The sequence below is a fragment of the Amycolatopsis sp. NPDC004747 genome, assembly GCF_053601335.1.
Window position 1 is genome coordinate 86,311 of sequence record NZ_JBSGBQ010000014.1, and the last position, 16,541, is coordinate 102,851.

Here is a 16,541-nt window from a genome sequence, read left to right on the forward strand (position 1 = left end):
GCACGCGCACTGCGGGTAGCCGCCTCGTCGCAGTTGGGTCCACCGACCACCTCCTGCATACTGGGTGAAATGGAGGTCATCCGACGCGCCCGGGCAACGGACATCGAGGCGCTCGTGCGCCTGTTCGGCGCATCGGGCGAGCCCCTGGCAGCCGCGCTCCGGGAACTCATGAACACCCCGTATGTCACGCTGGTCGTGGCCGAGGACGACAACGGCGTCGCCGGCACCGCGCAGCTGACCGTAATCCGAGGCCTTGCCTGGGACGGCGCGCCCCGCGGCTTGCTCGAGGGCATTCGCGCCGCTCGACGTGGCGTGACCAGCGCTCTCCTGACCTGGGGCATCGACGAAGCCCGCCGGCGCGGGTGCGCGCGCATCCACCTCGATTCGGGCCTCAACCGCGGCGACCTGCGGGACTTCTACGCACGATTCGGGTTCGAGTACAGCTACCAAGGCTTCACTCGCGTCCTGTGATACTGACGTCGTGGCCGACTACAGCATCCGCAAGGCACGGCGAGAAGACGTCGAGGCGATCGTGCACATGCTGGCGGACGACCAGCTGGGCGCCACCCGGGACGATCCCGCCGACCTCGAACCGTACCTGCGCGCCTTCGACGAGATCGACGCGGATCCGAACCAGCTTTTGGTGGTTGTCGCGTCGGACGACAAGCCGATCGGCACGTTGCAGCTGACGATCATTCCGGGTCTCGCCAGGCGCGGCGCGCTTCGGGCACAGATCGAGGCCGTGCGCATCCACGCCGACCATCGAGGCACCGGACTGGGTGCCGATCTCGTTCGCTGGGCGATCGACGAGTCGCGGCGGCGCGGGTGCGCCCTTGTGCAACTCACGTCGGACACCTCCCGGAGGGAAGCACACCGGTTCTACGAGCGACTCGGATTCGCCCCCAGTCACACGGGATTCAAGCTCAAGCTCTGACGCGCAACCCCCTACATGCAACCTTGAATATCTGTCCATTTTGGACACCGATCCTCGCGTGATCGCAGACGTCCACGTCGCGCAGGATCCCGAAACAATTGCGATTCGTCAAGAGGAAGGGCGCGAACGGTCCATTCGTGACGTTTTGATGACTTTCCCCGCAAGCCGTCGTACCGTCGAACTCATGACATCTTCACAACCCGTCCACAAGCTCGTCCCGACAACCGCCCAGAGCGCCGACGGAAAACTTCCGCTCGTGCTGCAATCGATCCGCGCCGACCCGAACACGTTGCAGCGCATGAAAGACGACCAGGTCATCGACCTGATCCGAGATACCGACGCGGAGATCTCGAAGCTGCAGGCACTGCAGCTGAGAGCGATCGCGGACCTGAGTGTGCGACGGAGACAGGCGCCCAGCGCGTCATCGGAAGTCGCGTTGGCCCTGTCCACAACGGAACACCGCGCCAGTGCCATCGTTTCCGCGGCCAACGCGCTGATTGCCCGCCTTCCTCGCATGCTGAACCTCATGGACGACGGCCGGCTCGACCTCTATCGCGCCATGAAGGTCACCGATGCGACGGCCTGGCTGTCGCGAGACCACGTCCGCGTCGTCGACGCGACGCTCGAGAATCGGGTCTCGGGACGGAACGCCACCCAGGTCCGCCGGGCCGCGGCCTACGCCGCCGCCCAGGCCGACCCCGAAGGCGCAGCGCTCCGCACCGAGCGAAAGCTCGTCGAACGGCGCTTCACCTTGCACCACCAGGACACCGGCGTGACCCATCTGTCGGTCAACAACGCACCGACCGAGAAGGCAACCGCCGCCTACGCCAGAGTGGACCAGGCCGCCCGGGCGTTGAAGACCGAGGACGAACCGCGCACGCTGGACCAGCTCCGCGCGGACGTAGCCATCGACCTGCTGCTCAGCGGCACCGGTGGCCCGCGCGAACGCACCGAGGTCTTCCTGCACATCGACCTGGCCACCTACGTCGGGCTCAATCAGGCGCCGGCAGCGTTGGCCGGGCGCGGGCCCATCGCGGCTGCGCTGGCTCGCCAGATCATCGGCGGTGCCGGTACGACGCTGCGCCGGGTCCTCACCGACCCGCGGAACGGTCGCGCGGTCGAACTGTCTCCGACGCGGTACTCGCTCGAGCGGGACGAGTTCATCCGCGTCCGTGACCAGGAGTGCCGCCAGCCCGGATGTACCCGCCCCGCACAGAGCTGCGGGACCAGTGCGACCCGGATGAAGGGCGAGGCCGAAGGCGTTGCGGACCAGGCGGTCACCTTCTGCTCGCGGCACAGCAAGCTGAGGGGGCAGCCTGGCTGGGACTACGAGGTGACGCCGGACGGCACCCTCAACGTCACGACACCGGCAGGGAGGGTCCACTCGACAACCCCACCCTCGGTGCACCCTGGCCGCCGACGAGCGAACCGGCTCCGGAACAAGCCCCGGAAGTGACCGCCGCTCAGCGGGTGGCGGCGATCTTCGCGCTGCCTAGGACGACGTCGCCGCCTTCTGCATCAGGGCGGTACAGAACGACGACCTGCCCCGGAGCAACGCCGCGCAACGGCTCTCGCAAGTGCACCGTCATGGTGTCGTTGTCCACGTCGGCAACCGCATCCACGATCCCTCCGTGGGCCCTGACCTGGACCACGCACTCGGTGGGTTCGGTCAACGGTCGGCCGCTGGGCCAGATCGCCCGGTCGGCCTCGATCACCTGGACACCGAGCCCGGCCACGGAGCCGACCTTGACGGAGCCTGACACCGGTTCGAGTGACAGGACGTACCGAGGGCGGCCGTCCGGCGCCGGAGCATCGATGCCCAGGCCCTTGCGCTGGCCAACGGTGAATCCGTGCACTCCGGTGTGCCGACCGAGGACCGCACCCGTTTCCGCGTCCACGAGCTCGCCGGGGCGCTGTCCCAGGCGGTTTTCCAGGAACTTCTTGGTGTCGCCGTCCGGGATGAAGCAGATGTCGTGGCTGTCCGGCTTGTTGGCGACGGAGAGACCTCGTCGCTCCGCCTCGGCCCGCACGTCGGTCTTCCAGGAGCCGCCGAGGGGGAACATCGCGTGGCTGAGCTGCTCCGGTGTCAGGGAGGCAAGCACGTAGGACTGGTCCTTGCCGCTGTCCGCGCTGCGACGCAACTCGGGCACGCCGTCCACCACGGAGAGGCGCGCATAGTGGCCTGTCGCGACCGCATCGAATCCGAGCGCCATCGCCTTCTCGAGGAGCGCCTCGAACTTGATCTTCTCGTTGCAGGTCACACACGGGTTCGGAGTGCGTCCGGCAGCGTATTCGCCGACGAAGGTCTCAACGACCTCTTCGGTGAAGCGCTCGGCGAAGTCCCAGATGTAGAACGGGATTCCGAGGATGTCGGCGGCCCGGCGGGCGTCGTGCGAGTCCTCGATCGTGCAGCACCCGCGCGAGCCGGTCCGCAGGGTCCCCGGTTTGGCCGACAGGGCCAGGTGCACACCGACGACCTCGTGCCCGGCGTCGACCGCGCGCGCCGCGGCGACTGCCGAGTCCACTCCTCCGCTCATCGCGGCCAAAACCCGCATTGCCTTACACCTCTTGCTTCTGGGTCTGCTTGCGCATTCCGGCGAGGCCGGCCTGCCGGGCACGCAGGACAACGCCACCGATCTCCGCGGCCACGGCTTCGACGTCCGCGGCGGTGGATGTGTGGCCAAGGGAGAAACGAAGGGAACCGCGAGCAGCTGCCGGGTCGGCCCCCATGGCGAGGAGCACGTGGCTCGGCTGGGCGACACCTGCCGTGCACGCGGACCCCGTCGAGCATTCGATGCCCTTGGCGTCGAGGAGCATCAACAGGCTGTCGCCGGCGCACCCGGGAAAGGTGAAGTGAGCATGGCTGGGCAGCCGCTCGCCATCTCCACCGTTGAGGACGGCATCGGGTACCTCGCGCTGGACAGCTTCCACGAGCCCGTCCCGAAGCTCCGCGACACGCTTCGCGTAGTCGGCTCGGGTCGCGACGCTGGTTCGAACTGCGGTGGAAAAACCCACGATCGCCGGGACGTCCAGGGTGCCGGAGCGGACGTTGCGCTCCTGGCCGCCGCCGTGCAGGAGGGGTGCACACGGTACGTCGCGCCCCAGCAGAAGCGCTCCCACGCCGAACGGGCCACCGAGCTTGTGCCCGGTCAGGGTGAGCGCAGCGGCTCCGCTGGCGGCGAAGTCGACCGGAGCGGCCCCGACGGCCTGAACCGCGTCGGTGTGGAACGGGATGTCGAACTCGGCGCACACCGCCGCCAGCTCGGCGATCGGGTTGATCGTGCCGACCTCGTTGTTCGCCCACATCACGGTGGCCAGCGCCACGGTCTCGGGGTCTGCGGTGATGGCGGCCCGCAGGACGTCGGGCGACACTCGGCCCTGGCCGTCCACCTCGAGCAACGTGACCTCGGCGCCGCCCTGAGTTTCAAGCCATTCGACGGTGTCCAGCACGGCGTGGTGCTCCGCGGCTCCGCACAGAATGCGACGACGCTGCTCCTGCTCGCCCCGGCGGGCCCAGTAGATGCCCTTGATCGCGAGGTTGTCGCTCTCGGTCCCCCCGCCGGTGAAGATCACCTCGGAGGGGCGGGCGCCCAGCGCCTCGGCGATGGTTTCGCGGGCTTCCTCGACCATCCGGCGGGCCCGGCGGCCCGAAGAGTGCAGCGCCGAGGCGTTGCCCACGGTGGACAGCGCCTCGGTCATCGCCGTTATGGCTTCGGGCAACATCGGTGTGGTCGCCGCGTGGTCGAGATAGGTCATCGCTGTTCCAGGGTAGTCCGCTCCAGCGCGTGACGAAGCCCACCCTGGCCCTCGAAGTGGGCTGTCACACCTTTGACGGCCACCGGCCGGTCAGCCGGACCCCCACCATCGCGAGCGCCACCAAGGCCACCGTGAGCAGGGCCATCGCCGGCGACGGGTCGAGAACCGAGCCGACCGCGCCGAGCAGGACCCCGCCCAGGCCGATCAGCAGCGCGGATCCGACCCAGTCCGCGAGCTGCATCGCCGAGGTGTTGAAGCCGCGCTCACCCTCGGGTGAGTAGCGGAGCAGGAGGACGGAGATGGCCGGCATCGCGATCCCCATCCCCGCGCCGCCGACCGCGCAGGCCACGAATGCGACCCAGCCGGGGAACCACGGCTGGGAAACCAGGCCGAAGCCGACCAGGCCGGCCGCGACCAGCCAGAACCCGGTGCGCAGCGATGCCTCCCTCGACCAGCCGAGGTAGCGGCCTTGCGCTGCCGACGCCGCGGACCAGCCCAGGGCCGTGATCGTCAGCGGCAGGCCGGCCAGAGCCGGGCTGTAACCGTGGACTGCGCTCATCGTCAGCGGGAGATATGCCTCCATCCCCGCGTACGCGCCGGCGATCAGGGCACGGGAAGCGACAACCGTCGGCAGGCCGGGGCGTGAGGTCAACGTCCCGGCCGGCAGCAGCGTCCGGAGGGCGTAGCCCAGCGCGATCAGCCCGACCACGCCGTAGCCGAGCGCGACGAGCGACTGGTGCTGAGCCGCCCACGTCAGCGCCGCCACACCGAGCGCGGCGATGATCGCCTGCGGCACGTTCGCGCGTCGGCCGCCGGTGGCGGGTTCGTGCGTGGGTAGGCGCCGGACGACAACGACCAGCATGAGCACGCCGACGGCCACGAACGGAACCAAGCCGAGGAAGACCCAGCGCCAGCTGACACTGACCGTCACGACCCCGGCCACCGAAGGGCCGATCACCGCAGGAAGGACCCAGGCGGCGGCGTTCGCGGCGTAGATCACCGGACGTTCGTGGTCCGTGAACGTCAGCGCGATCAAGAGCGAGACCGAGACGAGGAGCAGACCCGAACCGAAGCCCTGTAGAGCGCGGCCGAGGAGGAGCATCGGCATTCCGCTCGCCGTCCCCGCGACCACGAGACCAGCCGCGAACAACAACGGCCCGGCGAGCAGCGCCGGCGCCGGGCCGCGGCGGTCGCCGACCCGGCCTGAGAGCACCGTCGCGACCACGCTGGAAATCAGGAAGATCGTGAACGGCCACGAATAGAGCGACAACCCGTCGAGGTCGGCGACCAGGGTGGGCATCGCCGTCGCCACGCCCATGCTTTCGAACGCGACCAACGTGACCACGAGCAGCAGCGCGATCGTGGTCAGCCGGTGTTCCGCGGTCCAGAGCACACTTCGGCGACGGGGTGCCGAGTCGATCGTCGAGGCCATGATCAGCAGCCTGCAACCTCCAGCTCGGTGGAGGTCAAGGCGTTTTAGGCGGAGCGGCGCACCACCGGTTCCAGCGGCAGGTCGCGGGCGAGCGCGGCCGCTTCGCCGCGGGAACTCACGTCCAGCTTGTCGAGGATGTTCCGGACATGGAACTTCACCGTGTGCTCGCTGAGCTGCAGTTGTTCGGCGATCTGCCGGTTTCGCAGCCCCTGGGAGATACCGGACAGGACCTCCAGCTCGCGCGGGTTGAGCCGGTCGAGGGGGCGCAACTCCGGCGGCTCGGCCACGCCGAGCGGAAGGACCGCCGTGACCGTCGTCCCCCAATCCGGCACGGCGTCGACCTCCCAGTGGCCGCCGAGAGCTGTGAGGCGCTCGGTCAGTCCTCGGGGCGGGATCGCGTCGGCGACTTCGGGGCAGTCGTCGCGGACCGTGATCCGGAGGACCGATCCGTCCACGCGCCAGGACGCCCTCAAGCGCGTGGTCGCGGGACGGTCCAACGCCGCGAGTAACAGGCCGCGGGTCAGCGTCCGTGCCGTGTGGGCGATGTCCTGCGGCAGGGACGCGGTACCGACCGGGTCGGCGAGGTCGACATCGACCTCCGCGTGCCGGATCAGGTCGGCCAGCTGGGTTTTGAGGACAGCGAATGCCGCGTCGGTCGGTTCGGCGGACAGGACCTGGTCGCGGTCGACGACGCCTTTGAGCTCCAGCAGCGCGCCGGCGGCGAGGTCGACCGCGGTCCGGCGGGCAGCGGCGTCGGAGAGCCGGCCGGAGCGGAGGACCGACAGAAGGGTGACCAGGGTTGCCGCGTGCGTCTGGCCGAGGTCGGTGATCACCTGGGCGCGGGCGGAGGCCGCGGCGAGGCTGCCGGCCAGGACGTCCGGCCCCGGATCCGCCGCCCGCTGGCCCGCGTCCGTACTGACGATGTGCCACAGCCGAGCCGCCAGCTCCAGCTCCGCGGGCGGGGGTTCCGCGGCCTCCGGCACCACGGCGAGCACCGCGCCCTGGCCGACGGCCGGTGTCGAAGCCAGCAGGACCAGACGGCGCTCGACGCCCCCGAGCACGCCGTCGGTCACCAAGGCCTTGCCCGGCACGCTGCGGTCGGCCAGCCGCTGCAGTTCGACGCTCGTCACGGCCTGCGTGACCGCTTCGTCGCCGATGACCTTCAAGGGGCTGCGGGGACAGTCACCCGTCTGCATCGCGGCCGCGCGGTGCGGGATCAGCCTCCCCAGCTCGGCGGCGAACCGGCTGAGCAGCTGGGACCGCGGCGCCGACAGGAGCCGCTCGACGACGTCGAGCACGTGCCGCGGATCCGACCAGGAAGCGTCCATGGTCCCCAAGGTAGGCGCGTCCGCGGTCCGGCGACCTGCTCGTCCGGCTAGTGAACACTGCTCGTCCGGGCGGTTCGGCGGCTCCGCTTGGCGAGTTGACTTCCGGGGGAGGACATTCGAACCGAAGGTCACGAACCGAGGAGCGAGAAACACCATGCGAGCGATCACCTTCTCCGCATACGGCGGACCGGAAGTCCTGCAGCTGTCCGACGTCCCGGCACCGGAGCCCGGTCCGGGTCAGGTGCGGCTGGCCGTGCGGGCGGCCGGGGTCAACCCGATCGACTGGAAGATCCGCGCCGGCGCCATGCAGCAGAACTTCCAGGTCCCGTTCCCGCACATCCCCGGCCTGGAGGTCGCCGGGGTCGTCGACGCCGTCGGGGAGGGCGCGGACTTCGCCGTGGGCGACGAAGTGTTCGGTTGGTCGGAGACCGGTGCCTACGCCGAGTACGCGCTCGCGAAGGCGGTCGCGCCGAAGCCCGCGAGCCTTTCCTGGGCGGACGCCGCCGCATTGCCGGTCGCCGGCGAAACCGCGCTTCGCGTCCTCGGGCTGCTCGAGGTCCGTGAGGGCGAGACGCTGCTGCTCCACGGCGCCAGCGGCACGGTCGGGCGGTTCGCCGCTCAGGTCGCGGTGGCCCAGGGCGTGACCGTCGTCGGGACCGGAGGAAGCCGGAGCCTCGACGACCTCAAGTCGCTGGGTGTCGTTCCCGTGCTCTACGGCGAAGGCTGGGTGGAGCGGGTCCGCGAGGTCACGTCCGGGCCGGTGGACGCCGTCTTCGACGCCGCCGGGCACGGGGTGCTGCCGGGGTCGGTCGAGCTGCGGGGCACCAAGGACCGGATCGTCACCATCGCCGATGCCGCCGCCTTCGAGCTGGGGATCCCGTTCTCCAGCGGGGGCGAGCAAAGCCGCGAGGTCCTCACCGGGATCGCCGGCTGGGTGACCGATCGCGGACTCCGCATCGCGCAAGGCAAGAGCTATCCCCTGGCCGAGGCGGCCGCGGCGCAGGTCGAGAGCGAGGGCGGGCACCCTGGCGGAAAATTGACCATCGCCGTCGGCTGACCGACGGGACCCAATCCGGGCCTGTCGCCGGATCGCGGCGACAGGGCCCGGATCACTTCGCGGGAGGCGAAGCCAGTGGGGCCGCCTGGCGGCGCGGGGTCCGGCGCCGCTGCTGGGCCGGGATCTGCACCGTGCCGAGGGCGGAATGGACCGCGGACTCGGCGAGAGCGGCCAGTTCGCGACGGGTTTCCGCCCGGCCGGGGGCGATCTCGGGGCAGACGTGGATCTCGAGCACCAGACCGCGCAGAGCCGCCACCCGGCGCAGCGACGCGATCAGCGACTCCGGCCCGATGAACGCCGGACGGCTGGTCTCGCGGCCGTCGGCGAGGCGGTAGCGCAACGCGATCGGGCGCACCGGGACACCGCCGTCGATGGCTGCCTGGAACGTCGCCGTCGTGAAGCGGCCGGAGGCCAGCCCGCACCACGTCGTGCCCTCCGGGGTCACGCTCACCAGCGAGCCCGTCCTCAGCGCGTCGGCCAGCGACGCCATCGTGGCCGGCAACGTCGTCAGCCGCTCCCGGTCGAGGAAGATGCTGCCGCCGCGGCGGACCAGGCCGCCGAGCACCGGCCAGCTCGCGATCTCCTTCTTGGCCAGCGCGCGCATCGGCCGCAGCGCGTTGATCGCGACGATGTCCAGCCACGAGATGTGGTTGTTGACCACCAGCGCGCCGCGGCCCGCGGGTGCGGTCAGGAAGTCCGCGCCGCCCCGGATGTCCAACCGGACGCCGAACGCCCGCAGCACGCCGCGGAAGATCAGCCGGAGCAGGCGCTCGCGGCCCGGAGCGACCAGCAGCAAGGGCGCCGACGCCAGAGCCGCGAGGACCACCGAAATCGCCGCCGCGAAGCGCAGGACCCGTCGCGGGAGGCCGACCACCGGGTCGTCGGTGGTGAGGCAGCCGTCGCCGCACGGCGAGGCCGGCATCCAGGCGTGGCTCATCCCTGGACCCCGAGGAAGAACTTGAGGTACCGCTCGTCGACGTTGTGCAGGTCCAGCAGGACGAAAAAGTCCGCGACGCCGAAGTCGGCGTCGAGCGCGGGCGGCCCGCAGACCTTGGCGCCGAGCCGGACGTAACCCTTGATCAGCGGCGGCAGGGTGGGCCGCGCGGGGCGTTCGATGCCCGAGGCGTTCCACGGGATCAACGGCGTGACGCGCGTGACCTCGTCGGAGTAGTGCTTGGCGCGCAGGACGTCCCACACGCCGGCGGCGACGGAACCGTCGTCCACCAGCGGGACCGACGCGCAGCCGGCGAGGTAGCGGTGGCCGGAAAGCAGCATGTAGCGGGCGATCCCGGCCCAGACCAGGCTGACGACGGCGCCGCTGCGGTGGTCCGGGTGCACGCACGACCGGCCGGTTTCGACCAGCGACGGGCGCAGGTTCTCGAGCGCCGTCAGGTCGAATTCACTGTCGGCGTAAAGCTTCCCGGCCTGGGCGGCGCGCTCCGGCGGCAGCATGCGGTAGCAGCCGACGATCTCGCCCGTGTTGTCGTCGCGGACCACGAGGTGGTCGCAGAACTCGTCGAACTCGTCGACGTCGAGACCGGGCCGCGGGGAGTGGAGGCGCGCACCCATTTCCTCGGCGAAAACCCGGTGCCGCAGTTTCTGTGCCGCAACCACTTCGTCGTTCGCGTGCGCGATGAGAAGCGAGTACCGGGGAGCGTCGGCGGGGAGCTCGGCACCCGCCTGATCAGTGCTGACGAGGAGCTGTGACGTCGTCATGGTCAAGGTGTACCTGCGCGTTGGAAGCCGCGGAGAGTGCCATCCGATGACCGATTAGTGCACGTTCAGTGAATGGCGGGTTCTCAGGCTCTTCTCAGGTCCCGGAACGCGCGAAGGGCCTCCCGGGACGACCCGGGAGGCCCTTCGACGGGGCTGGAATCAGCCCTTGCGCTTCTCGACCGCCTCGGTCAGCTGCGGCGCGACGTTGAACAGGTCGCCGACGATGCCGAAGTCGGCGATCTCGAAGATCGGCGCCTCCGGGTCCTTGTTGACGGCGATGATCGTCTTCGACGTCTGCATGCCGGCGCGGTGCTGGATCGCGCCGGAAATGCCGAGCGCGATGTACAGCTGCGGCGACACGGTCTTGCCGGTCTGGCCCACCTGGAACTGCGCCGGGTAGTAGCCGGAGTCGACAGCCGCACGCGACGCGCCGACGGCCGCGCCGAGCGAGTCGGCCAGCTTCTCGACGACGTCGAACTTCTCGGCCGAGCCGACGCCGCGGCCACCGGAGACCACGATCGAGGCCTCGGTCAGCTCCGGCCGGTCACCGCCGGTCACCGGCTCGACGCCGGTGATGCGAGTCGCCTTGGCCGCGTCGACCGCAGGGAGCTCGACGGTCTCCTCGGCCGCCGCGCCCTCCGCGGGCTCGGCCTCGACCGCGCCCGGGCGGATCGAGACGACCGGCGCGCCCTTGGCGGACTTGGACTTGACCGAGAACGCGCCACCGAAGATGGACTGGTCGATGACACCGTCGCCGTTGACGCCCACGGCGTCGTAGATCAGGCCGGAGCCCAGGCGCACGGCCAGCCGGGCGGCGACCTCCTTGCCCTCACCGCTGGCGGTGACGAGCACGGCCGCCGGGGACGCCTGCTGCGCGAGCGCGGCGAGCACGTCCACCTTGGGCGTGACCAGGTAGTTCGCGGCGTCGTCGCCTTCCGCGACATACACCTTGGCGGCGCCGTGCGACGCCAGCGCGTCCTTCGCCTTCGCGGCGGTCCCGGTCGGGCCGACGACGACGGCCGACGGCTCACCGAGCGCGCGGGCGGCGGTCAGCAGCTCGAGCGTGACCTTCTTGACCTCACCGTCGACGTGGTCGACGAGGACGAGTACTTCAGCCATGTTCTTGTTCCTCCTCGAAGAGCCGTTGTCAGATGAGCTTCTGGCCGACCAGGTACTCGGCGACCTTGGTGCCGCCGTCACCCTCGTCCTCGGCCTTCTCGCCGGCGGTGCGCGGCGGCTTCGGCGCGGACTCGGTCACCTGGGACCACGCGTTGGCGAGACCGACCTCGCCCGCGTCGACGCCCAGGTCGGCGATGGTGAACGTCTCGACCGGCTTCTTCTTCGCGGCCATGATGCCCTTGAAGGACGGGTAGCGCGGCTCGTTGATCTTCTCGCCGACGCTCACGATCGCGGGCAGGCTCGCCTCGAGGTGGGTCAGGCCGTCCTCGGTCTCGCGGGTGGCTTTGATCGTCGAGCCGTCGACGGTCAGCTCGCGCACGTAGGTGACCTGCGGCAGGCCCAGCAGCTCGGCGAGGATCGCCGGGATGGCGCCGCCGCGGCCGTCGGAGGACTCGTTGCCGGCGATGACCAGGTCGAAGCCCTCGACCTTGCCGATCGCGGCGGCGAGGACCTTCGCGGTGGCGATCGCGTCGGAGCCGTGCAGCGCCTCGTCGGAGACGTGGATGGCCTTGTCGGCGCCCATGGACAGCGCCTTGCGGATGGCGTCGGTCGCGCGGTCCGGGCCCACCGAGATCACGGTGACCTCACCCTCGCCGGCTTCCTTGATCTTCAGCGCCTCTTCGACGGCCTTCTCGTTGATCTCGTCGAGCACGGCGTCGGCGGATTCGCGGTCAAGGGTGTGGTCGGACCCGTTGAGCTTCCGCTCCGAGTAGGTGTCCGGTACCTGCTTGACCAGGACGACGATGTTGGTCATGGGTCTGCTTCGACCTCCCGGTTCGTGGCCCGCGGTCGACCACGGGACAGTGCTCTACTGGCCGGTAGATTAGGGCCATTCGGCGCGCGGGACCCGTCGAGGTGACGCCATTCACCTGGATGCGCAATCTAGTGGGACCATCGTCCCAGTAGTCGACCGGTTACCCCACCCGAACTGCCGTTCGTCCGATCGGACCAACCACGGCCTACTGGCGGTGGGTGTCAGGCATTAACCTCCCCCACCATGCCCGCGCGCATCGCCGTCATCACCGACTCGAGCTCCTGCCTGCCCGACCTCGTCGCTTCTCGCTGGGCGATCGGCGTCGTCCAGATCCAGCTGAGCCTGGGCAGCCACTACGACGACGAAAACCGCTTCGACCGCGGCGAAGTGATCGACGCCATGAGAGCCGGGCAGGTGATCGCCACGGCGCCCCCGGACCCGGGGGCGTTCTTCTGGGCCTACCAGGAGGCGGCTACCTCCGGCGCGACCGCCATCGTCAGCATCCACATCTCCGGGCGCATGTCCGACACCGTCCGCGCGGCCCGGGAGGCCGCCCAGCAGGTCCGCATCCCGGTGCACGTCCTGGACAGCCGGACCACCGGGATGAGCCTCGGCTTCGCCGCCGTGTCCGCCGCGCGGGCGGCCGCGGCCGGCGCGGACGCCGTCCGGGTCATCGACGCCGCCGAACGCCGGTGCACGACGAGCACCGAGTTCATCTACGTCGACACCCTCGAGTACCTCCGCCGCGGCGGCCGGATCGGCGCCGCCCAAGCCATGCTCGGCAGCGCGTTCTCGATCAAACCCCTGCTTACGGTCAGGGACGGCGAGGTCGCGCCGCTCGCCCGCGTCCCCGGCACGCGGCGCGCCCTGGCCAAGATGGTCGATCTCGCGGTCAAGAAGTCCGGTGGCTTCCGCGCCGACATCGCCGTGACCCGGTTCGGCGCCAGCGACCACGAGCTGGAGATCGGCAGGCAGATCGAACGCCGGGTGCCGGCGATGGTCGAGAGCATGGTCGTCGAGGCGAGCACGGTCATCGGCGCGCACCTCGGCCCCGGCGCGCTCGGCATCACGGTGTCGCCGGTGGGCTGACCCGCCGCGCCGGCAGCAGCAGGACCACGAGCGGCAGCAGCACTCCGAGCCCGGTCGTCCCGAGGATGAGCACCTGGTCGATCCGCTCGAAGTGCCCGACGTGGCCGAGGTGGTAGGCGAAGTGCGGGATGCCGAAGAGCAGCGCGGAGACGGCCGCGAGCCGCGCCACGGCTGTGGTGCCGATCACGGCGGCCCCGATCAGCAGCGCCGCGAGCCCCAGGTTGAGGCCACCGAAGTCGCGCAGAAGGTGCTCGTTGAACGGCCCGTCCATCGAAACCCAGCCGACGCGGAAGCCGGGAAAGTCCTGGTAGAAGCCGGTCGGCGACACCAGTGGCCAGATTCCGACCACGGCCTCGGCCAGGCCGAAGAGAACGAGTAGTACGCGGGTGATGGTCCGTTGCATGACGGTGGAACGAGCCAGCCGGACCGGACGTGACACCCGCTATGGTCGCGAAGGTGACCACCCCAGCCACCCGGGCCGAGGCGCTGCACCTGACCGGCGAACGGACCGTCCCCGGCATCGCCGAGGAGAACTACTGGTTCCGCCGCCACGAAGCCGCGTACGCCGCCCTGCTCCCCCACTGCGCAGGCGCGACGGTGCTCGAAGCCGGCTGCGGTGAGGGCTACGGCGCGAGCCTCCTCGCGACCACCGCCCGCCGGGTACTCGCGCTGGACTACGACGTCCCGACCACCGAGCACGTCGCCCGCCGCTACCCCGAGGTCGCCGTCGCGCGGGCCAACCTGGCCTTCCTCCCGGTCCGGGACGGCGCCGTCGACGTCGTGGCCAATTTTCAGGTCATCGAGCACCTGTGGGACCAGGCCGGGTTCCTCGCCGAGTGCCGGCGGGTGTTGCCGGAAAACGGCAAACTGCTGGTCACGACGCCGAACCGGCTGACGTTCACCCCGGACAGCGACACGCCGCTGAATCCCTTCCACACTCGCGAGCTGGCGCCCTCCGAGCTGGCCGGGCTGCTCACCGACGCCGGCTTCGAGGTTGAGATCCTGCACGGGCTGCACCACGGCGAGGCCGTGCGGGCCCTCGACGAGCGGTACGGCGGCTCGATCATCGACGCCCAGCTCGACGTGGTCATGGGCAAGCTGCCAGGCCAGGCCGTCTGGCCCGAGACACTCCTCGCCGACGTCGCCGCGATCGAGGCCACCGGGTTCGACATCCACGGCGACGACCTCGACGCCAGCCTCGACCTGATCGCCGTGGCGGTGCGCCGATGAGCGAGGGCACCTTCTGCCTCGTCGTGCACAGCCACCTGCCCTGGTTGCCGCACCACGGGACCTGGCCGGTCGGCGAGGAGTGGCTCTACCAGGCGTGGGCGCACTCCTACCTGCCGATGGTCGAGCTTCTGGAGCGCTTCGCCGACGAAGGCCGCCGAGACGTGCTGACGCTGGGCGTGACGCCGGTGCTCGCCGCTCAGCTCGACGATCCGTACAGCATCCGCGCGTTCCACGACTGGCTCGGCCACTGGCAGCTGCGCGCCCAGCACGCGGCGACGCTGTGGCGCGGCGACCCCCTGCTGCGCGAGCTCGCCGCGGCCGAGCACCGGGCCGCCGTCCGCGCTGCCGAAGAGCTCGGGACGCGGTGGCGGCACGGGTTCTCCCCGGTCCTGCGGTCCCTGGTCGACAATTCGACGATCGAGCTCCTCGGCGGACCGCTCGCCCACCCGTTCCAGCCGCTGCTGGACCCGCAGGTGCGGGAGTTCGCGCTGAACGCCGGTCTCGCCGACACCGCCCTGCGGCTCGGGACCCGACCCGAAGGCATTTGGGCGCCCGAGTGCGGCTACGCGCCTGGTATGGAAAACGACTACGCGGCCGCCGGCGTGCGGCGGTTCATGGTCGACGGTCCGTCGCTGCGTGGCGAGACCTGGGCCGCGCGGCCGGTCGGCGGCTCCGACGTCCTCGCGTTCGGCCGCGACCTCGAGGTCACCTACCGCGTCTGGTCGCCGAAGGCCGGCTACCCCGGCCATGCCGCCTACCGCGACTTCCACACCTGGCAGCACGAGGTCGGACTCAAGGCGGCACGCGTCACCGGCAAGACGGTCGAGCCGCAGGACAAGGCGCCGTACGACCCGGCACTCGCCGCCGACGTGCTGGGGACGCACGTCAAGGATTTCGTCGACACCGTCGTGACGCGGCTGCGGTCGTTGAAGCGGCAACACGGTCGCGAGGCGCTCGTGGTCACCGCGTACGACACGGAGCTGTTCGGACATTGGTGGCACGAAGGACCGGCCTGGCTGGAGGGCGTGCTGCGCGCGCTGCCCGAGGCGGGCGTGCGGGTGACGACGTTGAAGGGCGCGATGGAAGCCGGCCACGTCGGCGCGCCCATCGACGTGCCCGCGTCCTCGTGGGGATCGGGCAAGGACTGGCGCGTCTGGGACGGCGAACAGGTCAAGGACATGGTCGCGGCCAACAGTGCGCTGCAGGAGCGGCTGCTCGACCTGGTCCGGGGGCTGGATCGGACGGCGCGTGACACCGTCGCCGACCAGGCCGTCGCCGAGGCGATGCTGGCGCTGGAGAGCGACTGGGCGTTCATGGTCACCAAGGACTCGGCGGCGGACTACGCCCGTCGGCGCGCGGCGGTCCACACCGAGCGCTTCGACGCACTGGCCGGGCTGCTGCGCCGCGGCGAACGCGCGCGGGCCGGGGAGCTCGCCGCGGCCTACCGCGCCGACGACGGACCGTTCGGGCACCTCGATGCCCGGGCGCTGAAGCACGACTGAAAGGGACCTTCATGGGGATCCACGAAATTCCGCTCAAGACCCTCGACGGGCGGGACAGCTCGTTGGGCGAGTTCGCCGGCAAGGCGCTGCTCGTGGTCAACGTCGCCTCGAAGTGCGGCCTGACCCCGCAGTACTCCGGTCTCGAGCGGCTGCAGGAACGCTTCGGCGAGCAGGGCTTCTCCGTCGTCGGGTTCCCGTGCAACCAGTTCGCCGGCCAGGAGCCCGGCAGCGCGGACGAGATCCAGACGTTCTGCTCGACGACCTACGGTGTCACGTTCCCGCTGTTCGAGAAGATCGACGTCAACGGCGAAGGGCGGCACCCGCTCTACGCCGAGCTGACCGGGACCGCGGACGCCGAAGGCGCGGCGGGCGACGTCCAGTGGAACTTCGAGAAGTTCCTCGTCAGCGCCGACGGCAAGGTCCTGGCGCGGTTCCGGCCGCGCACCGAGCCCGAGGACGAGGCGGTCGTCAAGGCCATCGAGGCCGCGCTGCCGGCGTGACAGCACGGCGGGGGACGCCGGTCCCCCGCCCGCCGCCGGATTTCACCGGATCGACGGAAAACAG

17 protein-coding genes are annotated in these 16,541 nt (G+C 70.5%); 8 read left to right on the forward strand and 9 right to left on the reverse strand.

The window, feature by feature from the left end; all coding sequences use genetic code 11:
• Positions 1-69 precede the first annotated feature (69 nt).
• From ACWEGE_RS23505 to ACWEGE_RS23515, 3 genes are all read left to right on the forward strand, one after another.
• On the forward strand, positions 70-471 hold the full coding sequence (locus tag ACWEGE_RS23505; protein ID WP_449662580.1) for a GNAT family N-acetyltransferase: 402 nt from the start codon (positions 70-72) through the stop codon (positions 469-471).
• Positions 472-481: 10 nt separating this feature from the next.
• Entirely contained in the window at positions 482-934 is a 453-nt protein-coding gene (locus ACWEGE_RS23510) for an N-acetyltransferase family protein (RefSeq protein WP_449662581.1), read from the forward strand.
• 184 nt (positions 935-1,118) lie between these two features.
• A complete protein-coding gene (locus tag ACWEGE_RS23515) occupies positions 1,119-2,390 on the forward strand; it encodes a DUF222 domain-containing protein (RefSeq protein ID WP_449662721.1) in 1,272 nt (423 codons plus the stop codon).
• A 7-nt stretch (positions 2,391-2,397) separates the two neighbouring features.
• On the opposite strand, the gene mnmA is transcribed toward ACWEGE_RS23515, so the two are convergent.
• From mnmA to ACWEGE_RS23535, 4 genes are all read right to left on the reverse strand, one after another.
• Positions 2,398-3,489 carry a tRNA 2-thiouridine(34) synthase MnmA gene (gene mnmA / locus ACWEGE_RS23520; protein WP_449662582.1) on the reverse strand — a complete coding sequence of 364 codons (1,092 nt, stop codon included), beginning with the start codon at positions 3,487-3,489 and terminating at the stop codon, positions 2,398-2,400.
• Between the two features lie 4 nt (positions 3,490-3,493).
• The gene (locus tag ACWEGE_RS23525) at positions 3,494-4,690 is read right to left on the reverse strand and encodes a cysteine desulfurase family protein (protein ID WP_449662583.1); all 1,197 of its coding nucleotides are present in this window, start codon (positions 4,688-4,690) and stop codon (positions 3,494-3,496) included.
• A 64-nt stretch (positions 4,691-4,754) separates the two neighbouring features.
• Positions 4,755-6,122 (reverse strand): MFS transporter, encoded by a 1,368-nt coding sequence (locus ACWEGE_RS23530; protein WP_449662584.1) that lies wholly within the window; start codon positions 6,120-6,122, stop codon positions 4,755-4,757.
• Positions 6,123-6,166: 44 nt separating this feature from the next.
• Complete coding sequence (locus tag ACWEGE_RS23535; protein ID WP_449662585.1) at positions 6,167-7,450, reverse strand: helix-turn-helix transcriptional regulator; 1,284 nt, start codon at positions 7,448-7,450, stop codon at positions 6,167-6,169.
• Between the two features lie 154 nt (positions 7,451-7,604).
• Here ACWEGE_RS23535 and ACWEGE_RS23540 point away from each other — a divergent pair, with 154 nt between their 5' ends.
• Complete coding sequence (locus tag ACWEGE_RS23540) at positions 7,605-8,507, forward strand: NADP-dependent oxidoreductase (RefSeq protein ID WP_449662586.1); 903 nt, start codon at positions 7,605-7,607, stop codon at positions 8,505-8,507.
• Positions 8,508-8,559: 52 nt separating this feature from the next.
• Here the strand turns inward: ACWEGE_RS23540 and ACWEGE_RS23545 are convergent, their stop codons facing one another.
• From ACWEGE_RS23545 to ACWEGE_RS23560, 4 genes are all read right to left on the reverse strand, one after another.
• Positions 8,560-9,444 (reverse strand): lysophospholipid acyltransferase family protein, encoded by an 885-nt coding sequence (locus tag ACWEGE_RS23545; RefSeq protein WP_449662587.1) that lies wholly within the window; start codon positions 9,442-9,444, stop codon positions 8,560-8,562.
• On the reverse strand, positions 9,441-10,223 hold the full coding sequence (locus tag ACWEGE_RS23550) for a GNAT family N-acetyltransferase (protein WP_449662588.1): 783 nt from the start codon (positions 10,221-10,223) through the stop codon (positions 9,441-9,443). Before ACWEGE_RS23550 ends, ACWEGE_RS23545 begins: the two co-directional genes overlap by 4 nt.
• A gap of 159 nt (positions 10,224-10,382) precedes the next feature.
• Positions 10,383-11,342, reverse strand: a complete 960-nt coding sequence (locus ACWEGE_RS23555) for an electron transfer flavoprotein subunit alpha/FixB family protein (protein WP_449662589.1) — start codon at positions 11,340-11,342, stop codon at positions 10,383-10,385.
• Between the two features lie 28 nt (positions 11,343-11,370).
• Positions 11,371-12,156 (reverse strand): electron transfer flavoprotein subunit beta/FixA family protein, encoded by a 786-nt coding sequence (locus tag ACWEGE_RS23560; protein WP_449662590.1) that lies wholly within the window; start codon positions 12,154-12,156, stop codon positions 11,371-11,373.
• 243 nt (positions 12,157-12,399) lie between these two features.
• On the opposite strand from ACWEGE_RS23560, the gene ACWEGE_RS23565 reads away from it, so the two are divergent.
• Positions 12,400-13,245 carry a DegV family protein gene (locus ACWEGE_RS23565; RefSeq protein ID WP_449662591.1) on the forward strand — a complete coding sequence of 282 codons (846 nt, stop codon included), beginning with the start codon at positions 12,400-12,402 and terminating at the stop codon, positions 13,243-13,245.
• Here ACWEGE_RS23565 and ACWEGE_RS23570 read toward each other — a convergent pair.
• A complete protein-coding gene (locus tag ACWEGE_RS23570) occupies positions 13,223-13,648 on the reverse strand; it encodes a hypothetical protein (protein WP_449662592.1) in 426 nt (141 codons plus the stop codon). The two genes, ACWEGE_RS23565 and ACWEGE_RS23570, sit on opposite strands and share 23 nt — an antisense overlap.
• A 53-nt stretch (positions 13,649-13,701) precedes the next feature.
• On the opposite strand from ACWEGE_RS23570, the gene ACWEGE_RS23575 reads away from it, so the two are divergent.
• Genes ACWEGE_RS23575 through ACWEGE_RS23585 form a run of 3 tightly spaced genes read left to right on the forward strand, consistent with a single transcriptional unit; the run spans position 13,702 to position 16,477 of the window.
• Positions 13,702-14,475: a class I SAM-dependent methyltransferase gene (locus tag ACWEGE_RS23575; RefSeq protein ID WP_449662593.1), complete on the forward strand. Its 774-nt coding sequence runs from the start codon at positions 13,702-13,704 to the stop codon at positions 14,473-14,475.
• On the forward strand, positions 14,472-15,977 hold the full coding sequence (locus ACWEGE_RS23580) for a 1,4-alpha-glucan branching protein domain-containing protein (RefSeq protein ID WP_449662594.1): 1,506 nt from the start codon (positions 14,472-14,474) through the stop codon (positions 15,975-15,977). Before ACWEGE_RS23575 ends, ACWEGE_RS23580 begins: the two co-directional genes overlap by 4 nt.
• 11 nt (positions 15,978-15,988) lie before the next feature.
• On the forward strand, positions 15,989-16,477 hold the full coding sequence (locus tag ACWEGE_RS23585; RefSeq protein ID WP_449662595.1) for a glutathione peroxidase: 489 nt from the start codon (positions 15,989-15,991) through the stop codon (positions 16,475-16,477).
• The last annotated feature ends 64 nt before the right edge of the window (positions 16,478-16,541 follow it).